The sequence below is a fragment of the Pseudomonas sp. DE0010 genome (assembly GCF_007680745.1).
GTDB classification, from domain to species: Bacteria; Pseudomonadota; Gammaproteobacteria; order Pseudomonadales; family Pseudomonadaceae; genus Aquipseudomonas; species Aquipseudomonas parafulva_B.
Genome location: NZ_VEJQ01000023.1, coordinates 21,404 through 32,578, shown reverse-complemented (window position 1 = coordinate 32,578; position 11,175 = coordinate 21,404). Strand labels below are relative to the sequence as shown.

13 protein-coding genes are annotated in these 11,175 nt (G+C 62.4%); 5 read left to right on the top strand and 8 right to left on the bottom strand.

Features of this window, described 5'->3' with window-relative positions; genetic code table 11:
- The first annotated feature begins 8 nt into the window (after window positions 1–8).
- Entirely contained in the window at window positions 9–881 is an 873-nt protein-coding gene (locus FS767_RS17070; RefSeq protein ID WP_144967022.1) for a 5-methyltetrahydropteroyltriglutamate--homocysteine methyltransferase, read from the top strand.
- A 66-nt stretch (window positions 882–947) separates the two neighbouring features.
- Here the strand turns inward: FS767_RS17070 and FS767_RS17065 are convergent, their stop codons facing one another.
- A complete protein-coding gene (locus tag FS767_RS17065; RefSeq protein ID WP_144966997.1) occupies window positions 948–2,126 on the bottom strand; it encodes an acetyl-CoA C-acetyltransferase in 1,179 nt (392 codons plus the stop codon).
- 286 nt (window positions 2,127–2,412) lie between these two features.
- Between FS767_RS17065 and fabV the strand changes: the two genes are divergently transcribed.
- Window positions 2,413–3,624 (top strand): enoyl-ACP reductase FabV, encoded by a 1,212-nt coding sequence (gene fabV, locus FS767_RS17060; RefSeq protein WP_144967021.1) that lies wholly within the window; start codon window positions 2,413–2,415, stop codon window positions 3,622–3,624.
- Window positions 3,625–3,728: 104 nt separating this feature from the next.
- On the opposite strand, the gene FS767_RS17055 is transcribed toward fabV, so the two are convergent.
- The 6 genes from FS767_RS17055 to FS767_RS17030 all read right to left on the bottom strand — a co-directional run bounded on the left by FS767_RS17055 (window position 3,729) and on the right by FS767_RS17030 (window position 6,978).
- Window positions 3,729–4,070 carry a HopJ type III effector protein gene (locus FS767_RS17055; protein ID WP_144966996.1) on the bottom strand — a complete coding sequence of 114 codons (342 nt, stop codon included), beginning with the start codon at window positions 4,068–4,070 and terminating at the stop codon, window positions 3,729–3,731.
- On the bottom strand, window positions 4,063–4,359 hold the full coding sequence (locus FS767_RS17050) for a DUF1244 domain-containing protein (protein WP_144966995.1): 297 nt from the start codon (window positions 4,357–4,359) through the stop codon (window positions 4,063–4,065). Before FS767_RS17050 ends, FS767_RS17055 begins: the two co-directional genes overlap by 8 nt.
- A gap of 9 nt (window positions 4,360–4,368) precedes the next feature.
- Entirely contained in the window at window positions 4,369–5,106 is a 738-nt protein-coding gene (gene folM / locus FS767_RS17045) for a dihydromonapterin reductase (RefSeq protein WP_144966994.1), read from the bottom strand.
- Between the two features lie 33 nt (window positions 5,107–5,139).
- Window positions 5,140–5,700 (bottom strand): antibiotic biosynthesis monooxygenase, encoded by a 561-nt coding sequence (locus FS767_RS17040; protein WP_058604878.1) that lies wholly within the window; start codon window positions 5,698–5,700, stop codon window positions 5,140–5,142.
- 173 nt (window positions 5,701–5,873) lie between these two features.
- Window positions 5,874–6,491, bottom strand: coding sequence for a hypothetical protein (locus tag FS767_RS17035; RefSeq protein ID WP_144966993.1), 618 nt, complete (start codon window positions 6,489–6,491; stop codon window positions 5,874–5,876).
- 58 nt (window positions 6,492–6,549) lie between these two features.
- A complete protein-coding gene (locus FS767_RS17030) occupies window positions 6,550–6,978 on the bottom strand; it encodes a PAS domain S-box protein (RefSeq protein ID WP_144966992.1) in 429 nt (142 codons plus the stop codon).
- A gap of 111 nt (window positions 6,979–7,089) precedes the next feature.
- Here FS767_RS17030 and FS767_RS17025 point away from each other — a divergent pair, with 111 nt between their 5' ends.
- Entirely contained in the window at window positions 7,090–7,545 is a 456-nt protein-coding gene (locus tag FS767_RS17025; RefSeq protein WP_058637204.1) for a flavodoxin, read from the top strand.
- A gap of 224 nt (window positions 7,546–7,769) precedes the next feature.
- A complete protein-coding gene (locus FS767_RS17020; RefSeq protein WP_144966991.1) occupies window positions 7,770–8,672 on the top strand; it encodes an alpha/beta fold hydrolase in 903 nt (300 codons plus the stop codon).
- A 250-nt stretch (window positions 8,673–8,922) separates the two neighbouring features.
- On the opposite strand, the gene FS767_RS17015 is transcribed toward FS767_RS17020, so the two are convergent.
- A complete protein-coding gene (locus tag FS767_RS17015; RefSeq protein WP_144966990.1) occupies window positions 8,923–9,705 on the bottom strand; it encodes an IclR family transcriptional regulator in 783 nt (260 codons plus the stop codon).
- A gap of 168 nt (window positions 9,706–9,873) precedes the next feature.
- On the opposite strand from FS767_RS17015, the gene hmgA reads away from it, so the two are divergent.
- Window positions 9,874–11,175, top strand: a complete 1,302-nt coding sequence (gene hmgA / locus FS767_RS17010; protein WP_144966989.1) for a homogentisate 1,2-dioxygenase — start codon at window positions 9,874–9,876, stop codon at window positions 11,173–11,175.

Sequence of the window (11,175 nt, the reverse complement as noted above, 5' to 3'; positions counted from 1 at the left end):
ACATACACATGGCACTGGCGCATAACCTGGGCTTTCCACGCACTGGCAACGACCATGCGCTGCGCGCACGTCATTGGCAGATGCAGAAAGACGCCGGTATCGAGCTATTGCCTGTAGGCGATGTGGACTGGCAGGGCGGCGCAGTGCGCGACCCTCAGGCACCTGTGACGCGGCATTTCACCCTGCTTGCCGATCAGCTGCTACAGGAAGTGGCCCAGGCCAGCGCGCTGGGCCACACCGTCAAACCTGTTCTCGTCGGCCCCTTGACCTACTTGTGGCAAAGCGCGGCGCAAGACGGGCACAGCCTGGCGCTGGAAGGTGTTGACGAACTGCTTCCGCACTATGACGCCGTCCTCAATCGCCTGGCCGAACAAGGCGTGCAGTGGGTGCAGATCGATGAGCCGATCCTTGCCCAGGCGCTGCCGCAGGACTGGAAGAACGCCTACGAGCGGGTTTACAACATCCTGCAGCGCGCCCCGTTGAAGAAGCTGATCGCGACGTGGGCTGGTGGCTTGCAGGGCAACCTTGGCCTGGCCGCGCACCTGCCGGTGGACGGCTTGCACATTGACCTGGTGAGCGACCCTGAGCAGCTGACGACCACCCTGGACCGCCTGCCTGCCTACAAAGTGCTTTCGTTAGGCCTGGTCGACGCAGAAAACGATGCCCAGCATGCCCTGGACAGCAAGTGGCACTGGCTGTGTGAAGCCAATGAGCGTCTGGGGGAGCGACTGTGGATCGGTACGGCGTGCTCACTGCTGCACAGCCCGCTGGGCGTCGCCGTCCAGGCCTGTGAGGAAGTGGTCCGGCTGGCCAAGGCGCTCAATGATCCGATCAAGGCCACGCCACCCGCGTTCCACGCCCTGCAGGTAGCCAACGCCTGATTGTGCATGGTGGAAGCCGCCGCTAGGGCGTGCACGGCGGCGTCCAAGTGCCCATGGCTCGGTTGATCAGCGCTCGATCGCCAGGGCCACGCCTTGCCCACCCCCGATACACAGCGTTGCCAGGCCTTTCTTGGCATCGCGCTTGATCATCTCGTGCAGCAGGGTGACCAGCACGCGGCACCCGGATGCACCGATGGGATGACCCAGCGCAATCGCCCCACCGTTCACGTTGACCCGCGAAGCATCCCACGCCAGTGCCTGGCCAACGGCCAGCGCCTGGGCCGCGAACGCCTCGTTGGCCTCGATCAGGTCCAGGTCGGCCAGTTGCCAGCCTGCTTTGCCCAGGCAGCGTTCAGTCGCCGAGACAGGGGCGATCCCCATCACGGCGGGGTCGACCCCGGCGCTGGCATAGGCCGCGATCCTGGCCAGCACGGGCAAGCCCAATGCCTGGGCCTTTGCAGCGTTCATCAGCAGCACTGCCGCAGCCCCATCGTTGAGGCTGGAGGCATTGCCTGCCGTCACGCTGCCGTCCTTCTTGAAGGCAGGGCGCAGTTTGGCCAGGGATTGGGCCGTGGTGTCCGAACGTGGCTGTTCGTCCTGGGCGAAGACCTTGGGCTCGCCTTTTTTCTGTGGCAGCACGATCGGGGTGATTTCGGCCTCGAAGCGGCCAGCGGCGATGGCTGCCACCGCCTTGCGCTGCGACTCGGCCGCGAAGGCGTCCTGCTGTTCACGGCTCAGCGCGTACTCCTGCACCAGGTTTTCAGCCGTGATGCCCATGTGGTAGTCGTTGAACGCGTCCCATAGGCCGTCGCTGATCATGCTGTCGATCAGCTGGCCATGGCCCATGCGCTGGCCGGTGCGGGCAGAAGGCATTACATAAGGGGCAAGACTCATGTTTTCCTGACCGCCGGCGATCACCACCTCAGCGTCGCCGCAGCGAATGGCCTGGGCGCCCAGGTGCAGTGCCTTGAGACCGGAGCCGCAGACCTTGTTCAGGGTCAGGGCAGGCACGCTGAACGGCAGGCCGGCCTTGATCGCTGCCTGACGTGCAGGGTTTTGCCCGGCGCCGGCTGTAAGCACTTGGCCCATGATCACCTCGTCGACCTGAGCCGGCTCCAGCCCGGTCTGCTCCAATAACCGCTTGATCACGGCTGCCCCCAGGTCGACGGCCGGGACGCCCGCCAGTGCGCCCTGGAAGCTACCGATGGCGGTGCGGGTCGCGGCGACGATCACCACTTCGTTCATGTTGTTGTTCTCCGTCTGAAGGTGAGGGCAATCAGCATCGGCGCATTTTGCTCATTTGTTAAGTTTGTTTTTATTGCCCATTGATAGGAAAACCGAATCAATACCTCCGCGCGGCAAGAGTGCGTCCGGGCCGCGTGCCGTGTCACCAACCGGCCCCCGATTTTGCATCGCTGCGCTCAACCCTTAAGATGTGTCGCCTAACCTGCGGGGTGAGTCTTACCCCTCAGTCCACTCTGAAAGCGCCCTGTGTGGCGTTTTCGTGCATAAACCAGACGAGGTACAGACATTGGCCATCATTCATCCTAAGGTCCGCGGTTTCATCTGCACCACGACTCACCCCAAGGGCTGCGAGCTCAACGTCCGTGACCAGATCGAAGCCACCCGCAAGCTGGGCGTGCGCGAGGATGGTCCGAAGAAGGTGTTGGTCATCGGTGCTTCCAGTGGCTACGGCCTGGCCGCGCGCATCACTGCGGCCTTCGGTTTCAAGGCCGACACCCTGGGCGTGTTCTTCGAGAAGCCAGGCACCGAAACCAAGGCCGGCACCGCTGGCTGGTACAACGCGGCGGCGTTCGACAAGTTCGCCAAGGCCGAGGGCCTGTACAGCAAGTCGATCAACGGTGACGCTTTCTCCGACGAAGCGCGGGCCAAGGTCATCGAGCTGATCAAGAACGAAATGGGCGGCAAGGTCGACCTGGTCATCTATTCGCTGGCCTCGCCGGTGCGCAAGCTGCCACAGACGGGCGAACTGGTGCGCTCGGCGCTCAAGCCCATCGGCCAGCCGTACAAGTCGACGGCCATCGACACCAACAAGGACGCCATCATCGAGGCCAGCATCGAGCCGGCCACCGAGCAGGAAATCGCCGACACCGTGACCGTCATGGGTGGCCAGGACTGGCAGCTGTGGATCGACGCCCTGGCCGGTGCCGATGTGCTGGCCGAAGGCGCTCGCACCGTCGCCTTCAGCTACATCGGCACCGAAATCACCTGGCCCATCTACTGGCACGGCGCCCTGGGCAAGGCCAAGCAGGACCTGGACGACACTGCCCTGCGCCTGGACCAGAAGCTGGCAGCTGAGGTCAAGGGCGGCGCCAATGTGGCCGTGCTCAAGTCGGTGGTGACCCAGGCCAGCTCGGCTATCCCGGTCATGCCGCTGTACCTGTCGATGGTGTTCAAGATCATGCAGGAGAAGGGTGTCCACGAAGGTACCCAGGATCAGCTCGATCGCATGTTCCGTGACCGTATGTATCGCACCGACGGCGCCCCGGCGCAGGTCGACGAGAAAGGTCGCCTGCGCCTGGACGACTGGGAACTGCGCGATGATGTGCAAGATGCCTGCAAGGCCATGTGGCCGCAGGTGACCACCGAGAACCTGTTCGAGCTGACCGACTATGCCGGTTACAAGAAGCAGTTCCTGAACCTGTTCGGCTTCGAGCGCACGGACGTCGACTACGACGAAGATGTGGCGACCGACGTGCAGTTCGATTGCGTGCAGCTGTAATTCAAGCGCTCTGAAGTCAGGTTAATGGGGCTGCCATGCAGCCCCATTCTTCATGCTGCCGTGCTCGACTCCAGGGCACAGTCCGCTGGATGGACAACCCCCCATCAAGCCTTGCGCGACAGTGGCAATGCCTCGAACTTGACGCCTGCCAGGCCGTACGCGATCAGCGCACGGATATTCCCATGGTCGTGGCCCTCGGGTGTGGCCTGCACATCTCGATAATGCTCGCCAAAGGCCAGCAGCGCCTCACGATCAGTCAATCCCTCGAGCAACGCCAGGCCCAAGGTTTTGCATGAACCTTCGTTCTGCCCGGCTGCGTTTTCGACGTCACCGTTGCTGAAGGCCTGGGGCTGATAGGCATAGTGCTCGGCAATGAATGCCAGGGTATCGGCGAACACATGTTCACCACTGGCCAGGCTGGTGCGCAGGGTAGTCAGATCAGTCACGGGGTTTTCCTTGTTCGAATGCGGCCTGCTGCTGGGGGCTGGCCTCTTTTTGGTACTGGGCCTTCCACTCGCCATAAGGCATGCCGTAGATGGCTTCACGGGCGTCATCCAGGCTCAGGTCCAGCTGGCGCTCATCGGCGGCCGCCTTGTACCACTTGGACAGGCAGTTGCGACAGAACCCGGACAGGTTCATCAGGTCGATGTTCTGCACGTCGGTGCGTGAGCGCAGGTGTTCCACGAGTCGGCGGAAGGCGGCGGCTTCCAGTTCGAGCTGTTGCTGTGGGGTCATGGGCTTCTCTCAAATGATGCGGTTTTTCAGGTGGCGGCCACCATTGATGACCACTTGGCTGCCGGTGCTGTATTGGCTGGCAAGCAGGTACTTGACCGTCTCGATCAGCGGCCCGGCGCCCGGTTCGAATTCCAGCAGTGCCTTCTTCAGCGTCTGCTGGCGATAGGCTTCGTCGCCGCCCTCCTTGAGGATCAGCAGCCCAGGCAGAATACCGTTGACGTGTACCGTGGGTGCGTACTTTTCGGCGAACGACAACACCATGTTCTGCAACGCGGCCTTGGTGGCGGCGTAGCCGATGTGGCTCTTGCTGCCGCGTGAGGACGTTTCGTCGCAGACGTGGATGATGTCGGCCTTGTCGACCTTGGCCAAGAGCTCGCCCAGGGCCAGGTTGAGATGATAGGGCGCTTCGACATGAAGGCGGAACATGGTGTCGAGGTGGGTCAGGTCATCGTCGAGCCACAGCGAAGCGTTGTGGATGACGGCGCGCAGGCCATCGTAATGGCTATAAAGATAATCGATCAGTGCCTGGCGGTCGGCCACCTGGCACAAGTCTGCGGTGAACGGAATGATATTGGGGTGTGGCGATTGAGGCTGGACGCTGCGGCTGGCACTGACCACCGTATGGCCGGCCTGGGCCAGTTCCATGGCCAGGGCCAGCCCGACGCGTTGGCTGGCTCCGGTTATCAGGATAGGGCTGTTCATGTTCGGGGCGGTCAACTGTATGTGTCGAAGGTTGCCGCCCAGCATACCCCAACTGCCCAACGCGTGTGTGGCCTGCGCCTACCGGCTACGCCAGGCGTGTTCGCGTGCCGCCGACCCCTGCAGCCAGCCCGCCAGCAGGTGCGTTGAAAGGGGGATGAACAGGTACACCATCAGGGGGGTGAGCGCCAGGGTGCTGACAAGCACGCGTGGCAACAGATCCATGCCTGCCAGCCAGTGACCGAACAGCATGTTAAAGGCCAGTGACACCGGAAAGAATGCCAGCCAGATCGCCGTGGCCTGTTTCCAACGGGGTGGTTTACGCACCAAGGCAGTGCCGAACCAGTCGTTTATGCCACTGACCCGTGCCTCCCTGGGGCGCTCGAACAGCCCGTTGCCGCGCTTGAGCCAGGCGCGCCGCGAGGCCGAATGCTCCCAGGCATGCAAGGTCGGCTCATCGCTGAAGCGGAAGATGATCTGGAATTCATCGCCGTCGCGCGGCGGTGCGAGAATCCCTGAGCCCAGGTAGCCGGGGAAATCGGTGGCCAGCTGTTCGCCCTCATGGAGCCAGGCCAGCAGTTCTTCATAGCGGCCATCGGCGGCGCGCCGCGACACCATCAAGGTGACGGGGGATCTAGACATCGTGTATCTCCTGACGACGAGGCTGGCGGGTAGCTGGCCCCTTGGCTGTGTCGGCCGGGGTGGTGGTCGACTCAGTTAGGCATGCAAGAAGTGGGCGCGGATTATGGCGTATCGACCGAGCGGGCGTAAGCCACCGCCGTGGGAGAACACGGTGCGTTCGTCGGGGGTCGTCTTCAGCCGGGCATTTGCGTATGCAACTCAGGGTGAGCAAGCCGGTGCTTGTGGAGGATGAAATCGCGCAGGCGTTCGATGTCTTCCTGGGCAGTGCCACTCAGGTCATAGGCGGCCTTGGAGCCGTCGATACGCCGGCCCAGTTTGCCGTGAAGCTCGATGGGGCAGACACCGTCCGGGGCGAATCGGAGCGTGAAGACATCAGGAGCGTCTAGCAGGTCGCGCACATGCACAAGCACACCTTTGACAGAGATGTCGCACACCCAGAGCCCGCTCTCCTCACCGTGGGCGTCGAGCAATGCACAGGGCGGATCAAGGGTCAGTCGCCATGGGCGCAGCCTGGGGCCTATCTCGAAGATATCGGGCGCGCCCAGTTGCAATTGCAGCGTATGAAACTCGTCCTCGATCAGCTGCAGCGGAATGCTGATCTGCTGGTTGTCGACATGGGCCTGCAAGGTCACCTGCTCATGCGCGACCAGGCGGGTGAGCAGTCCCTGGATGCGGCTATCCCCATTGACCAGGAGGCTCGTCATGGCTTCGGCCATGTCGAACTGAGGGAAATGCTGGACATCCTGGATATAGTCCAGTTCATCCTGGGTCAAGAGTGTGTCGGGGGGCATGTTGAAACTCGATGTGAAGGGTTCTACGGCCCGATTGACTCCAAAACGCAACCTTGGTTCACGCGCCATCACCGGCTTTCTGACGAACGCGCAGCTCAGCCAGTTCGCGTTCCATTTCCACTTGCCGGGTAACGTCCTTTTGAATGCCGATGAAGTACAGGCGCTGGTCAGCCGCATGCCTCAGAGGCGTAATGGATAGCTCGTTCCAGAACGCGGTGCCGTCCTTGCGGTAGTTACGCAGTACTTCACGGCATGCCCGGCCCTCGGCCAGCGCTTTGCGGATGCGCGCGCGGCCCAGTTGGTCACGATCGTCCCCCTGCAGAAAGCGGCAGTCCTGGTACAGGATTTCATCCCGGCTGTAGCCGGTGAGACGCTCGAAAGCCGCGTTCACGTAGATGAGGATGGTGTCGTCGCCTTCCTGTTCGGCGACCACGATACCGTCGTCCGAGGCATCGACCATCGATTGCAGCAACTGCGCATTGATCATGTCTGGGTCATGCAGTGAAGGAATGAGGGCCGCGGGCGTTGCCACGGCCTTGTGCCAGCGCTGGGTGCTAGTATCCTACGATTTCACTCAGTATCGGAATCCTTTTCCCTGATGAAAGTCGTCATTATTTCCGGATCGGTGTACGGCACCGCCGAAGAAGTTGCCCGTCACGCCGAATCGCTGCTCAAGGCCGCTGGCCTGGAAGCCTGGCACGCCAACCGAGCCTCTTTGCAAGACTTGCAGGCGTTCGGCCCGCAGGCCGTACTGGCGGTGACCTCCACCACAGGCATGGGCGAGTTGCCCGACAACCTCATGCCCCTCTACAGCGCCCTGCGCGACACCCTGCCGGCCGACTGGCGTGGCCTGCCGGGTGCAGTCATCGCCTTGGGCGACTCCAGTTATGGCGATACCTATTGCGGTGGCGGCGAACAGATGCGCGAACTGTTTGCCGAACTTGGCGTGCAGGAGGTGCTGCCCATGCTGCGGCTCGATGCCAGCGAAACCGTGACACCGGAAACCGATGCCGAGCCATGGCTGGCTGAACTGGTGCAGGCACTGAGCGCCTGACGTTTTTGCAGGACGGATACGCAGCCGGCAACCAGTCAGGCTGCGCCTACCGCTGGTGCAGGTGACTCGCTCAGTCATCAAGCTGGCTGGCAACGCAAGTTCAAGCGCCTCGGCCGCTGGCTAGACTGAGTCTCGCACAGAGAGCACATGCAAGTGCCGAGGTGACATGCAATGACAGCAGCCTTGCCTTATCGCGTCCACATCCCTTAACCCGGTGCCTTCCGATGCCCATGGCCGAAATTCCATTGTGCGTCTGGCGTACCCGGGGACAGAGTTTCACATTCCGGGGCCAGAGCATCCGCTACTGGACCGCAGGGCAAGGAACGCCCCTGCTTTTGCTACATGGTTTTCCTACAGGCAGCTGGGACTGGCATTACTTGTGGGGCCCTCTGGCCCAGCGCTATCGGGTGGTGGCCTGCGACATGCTGGGGTTCGGCGATTCGGCCAAGCCAGTTAATCACGCCTATAGCCTGATGGAGCAGGCCGACTTGCAGCAGGCCTTGCTGGCTCACCTGCAGATCGACCAGCCGGTGGATGTGCTGGCTCATGATTACGGAGGTAGCGTGGCCCAGGAGCTGCTGGCTCGGCATCATGAGCAGCGCGCCAATATCGCCAGCTGCGTCTTTCTCAACAGCGGCCTGTTTCCTGAAGGTTGTCGCATGCTGTTGCTGCAGAAGCTGCTGCTAAGTCGCCTGGGCTGGCTGGTGGCGCGCTCGTTCAGCCGCGATGACCTGGTGCGTCACCTGACCCGTGTCTATGGGCCATGTACCCACCCGAGCGAAAGCGTGCTCGACGACTTCTGGAGCATGCTGGCTGCCAATCGCGGCACGCGCGTGCTGCACAGGCTTGCCGGCTACGTGCCTGAACGCTTGCAGCACCGTGATCGCTGGACGCAGGCGCTGCAGGGGGCGGTGCCGTTGCGTTTGATCGCCGGCGCAGTCGATCCCCTTTATGGCGCGCACATGGTCGAGCACTACCGTCGACACGTTCCGACCGCCGATGTCGTACTGTTGCAGGGTATTGGCCACCATCCGCATACCGAAGCGCCGCAACAGGTGTTGCGTCATTACCTGGCGTTCAGGGAACCCGCCCGAGGGTTCGGCTCGCTCAAAGTGGCCAGGTTTTGACTCGATGACGTGGCAACCGGGCTCCTGAGGACCAAACGGCAGGCAAAAAAAACCGCTGCCTTTCGCAGCGGTCAATCGAGACGTCAGATCAAGGAGCTTCAAAATCTACGTCGATACACCTGGCTGGCACCGCGAGCGGGGGGAGAGCCCTCGGTGCCAGCCAGTGATCCAATAATAAGCAATTGAATCCGCTGGAAAAACCGCATACGGCGACATTCACCGTTACATACCAGGCAACAGTCTGCGGTGCTCAAGGGGCTGGGCAGTACCCCATGCGCCAGCTTGCCTCGCGCGTAGCAGCCAAGAGCCGCTGTGCCGCAGGGCCTTGTTCATCGGCATGAAACATCGACGTGGGCCCCACCACCGTCATCACCGCAGCGATCTGCCCCATGGCGTTGAAGATCGGCGCCGACAGCGCATCCACACCCGGCATCAGCAGCCCGTGGATATGGTGCAGACCGCGTTCACGTATACCGGCCAGCACCGTCTGATAATCCCCAGGCACCTGCTTGAGCTGGGTCAGCTCGCGCGCCATCAAGTCCACGGTTTCCCGTTCAGGCAAATGGGCCGCGAACACCAGCCCGGTGGACGAGGTCAGCAGCGGCAATACCGAGCCAATCTGCGTCACCACGGTGACGGCGCGTACGGCCGGTTCGATGCTTACCACGGTCGCCCCCTGATTGCCCCATACCGCAATAAAGCAACTCTCGTTCAGTTCATCACGCAGCTGGGAGAGCGGCAGCGCGGCGACTTTCAGCACATCGATGCTGCCCAGCGCGGCCATGCCCACGCGCAAGGCTTCGCGCCCCAGGCCGTAATGATTGGTAGCCGCATTCTGTTCGGCGAACCCACTGGCAATCAGGGCTTGCAGGTAACGATGCACCTTGCTCGCCGGCATCTGGACATGCTCTGCAAGCCTGGACAGTGACGTGGAGGGTGAGAGTTCGGCCAATGCCTTGAGGATGTCGGTGCCCACCTCGGCTGAGCGGACCTTCTGCTTGCCGTTGTCGGTAGGGGAGCTGGCTTTGGCCATCGTAGGGTCATCCGCGAGTCATCGAGTCGCGCCTTTATAGCTTGACGCCTGGCGCAGAGCAAATTACGTTATTCGTAATCTAATTACGATAAAAACAATGCAGATGCGCCGCCGTTCCCTCGGGCAGCAGCAACTGCTCCCACAGGCCGCCCCGGCCCGGAGGCATCGATGAATCGCGACCCTGCACCTGACCTTCACTACCTCAGCGGTTTCGGCAACGAATTCACCAGCGAAGCGTTGCCAGGCGCCTTGCCGGTCGGGCAGAACTCGCCACAGAAAACCCCCTATGGGCTCTATGCCGAGCTGCTCTCCGGCACGGCGTTCACCATGGCCCGTCATGAGCTGCGCCGCACCTGGATGTACCGCATCCGGCCGTCAGCCGCCCATCCGCGTTTCGAGCGCCTGGCGCGCCAGCCCCTGAACCAGGCGGGGGGCACGATCACGCCCAACCGCCTGCGCTGGAACCCGCAGCCCATCCCGCAAGCACCAACCGACTTCATCGCGGGTTGGCTGCCCATGGCGGCCAATGGCCCTGCCAACGCGCCTGGCGGTGTGAGCATCTACATCTACAGCGCCAACCGCTCCATGGAGCGCGTGTTCTTCAACGCCGATGGCGAGCTGTTGCTGGTGCCTGAGCAAGGTCGGCTGCGCCTTGCCACCGAGCTGGGTGTGATGCAGGTGGGCCCGCTTGAAATTGCAGTGATTCCCCGCGGCATGAAGTTTCGTGTCGAACTGCTCGATGGCCATGCCCGTGGCTACCTGGCTGAAAACCACGGCGCGCCCCTGCGCCTGCCGGACCTGGGGCCTATTGGCAGCAATGGGCTGGCCAACCCCCGCGATTTCGAGACGCCGGTGGCCGCTTATGAACACACCACTGGGCCGGTACAGCTGGTACAGAAATTTCTAGGAGAGCACTGGGCGTGCGAGCTCCAGCATTCCCCATTGGACGTGGTGGCCTGGCACGGTAGCAACGTGCCTTACAAATACGACCTGCGTCGCTTCAATACATTGGGCACAGTCAGCTTCGACCACCCGGACCCCTCGATCTTCACCGTGCTCACCTCACCGACCAGCGTGCATGGCCTTGCCAACATGGACTTCGTGATCTTTCCCCCGCGCTGGATGGTGGCCGAGAACACCTTCCGTCCGCCATGGTTCCACCGCAACCTGATGAACGAGTTCATGGGGCTGATCGACGGTGCCTACGATGCCAAGGCCGAAGGCTTCGTGCCCGGTGGCGCCTCCCTGCACAGCGTGATGAGTGCCCATGGCCCGGATGCCGAGACCTGCGACAGGGCCATTGCGGCCGAGCTTGCCCCGCACAAGATCGAGAACACCATGGCGTTCATGTTCGAGACCAGCCAGGTGCTGCGCCCGAGCCAGTACGCCATGTCCTGCCCGCAGTTGCAGGCCGACTACGACAGCTGCTGGGCCACCTTGCCCAGCACCTTCAACCCGAACCGGAGATAA

Excerpts from the sequence above, each read along its gene's own strand:
- FS767_RS17065 (WP_144966997.1), bottom strand. The coding sequence starts at position 2,126 with ATGAACGAAGTGGTGATCGTCGCCGCGACCCGCACCGCCATCGGTAGC.
- FS767_RS17030 (WP_144966992.1), bottom strand. The coding sequence starts at position 6,978 with ATGATCAATGCGCAGTTGCTGCAATCGATGGTCGATGCCTCGGACGAC.
- hmgA (WP_144966989.1), top strand. The coding sequence starts at position 9,874 with ATGAATCGCGACCCTGCACCTGACCTTCACTACCTCAGCGGTTTCGGC.
- FS767_RS17020 (WP_144966991.1), top strand. The coding sequence starts at position 7,770 with ATGCCCATGGCCGAAATTCCATTGTGCGTCTGGCGTACCCGGGGACAG.
- FS767_RS17050 (WP_144966995.1), bottom strand. The coding sequence starts at position 4,359 with ATGACCCCACAGCAACAGCTCGAACTGGAAGCCGCCGCCTTCCGCCGA.
- folM (WP_144966994.1), bottom strand. The coding sequence starts at position 5,106 with ATGCTGGGCGGCAACCTTCGACACATACAGTTGACCGCCCCGAACATG.
- FS767_RS17035 (WP_144966993.1), bottom strand. The coding sequence starts at position 6,491 with ATGCCCCCCGACACACTCTTGACCCAGGATGAACTGGACTATATCCAG.
- FS767_RS17040 (WP_058604878.1), bottom strand. The coding sequence starts at position 5,700 with ATGTCTAGATCCCCCGTCACCTTGATGGTGTCGCGGCGCGCCGCCGAT.
- FS767_RS17015 (WP_144966990.1), bottom strand. The coding sequence starts at position 9,705 with ATGGCCAAAGCCAGCTCCCCTACCGACAACGGCAAGCAGAAGGTCCGC.
- FS767_RS17070 (WP_144967022.1), top strand. The coding sequence starts at position 9 with ATGGCACTGGCGCATAACCTGGGCTTTCCACGCACTGGCAACGACCAT.
- FS767_RS17025 (WP_058637204.1), top strand. The coding sequence starts at position 7,090 with ATGAAAGTCGTCATTATTTCCGGATCGGTGTACGGCACCGCCGAAGAA.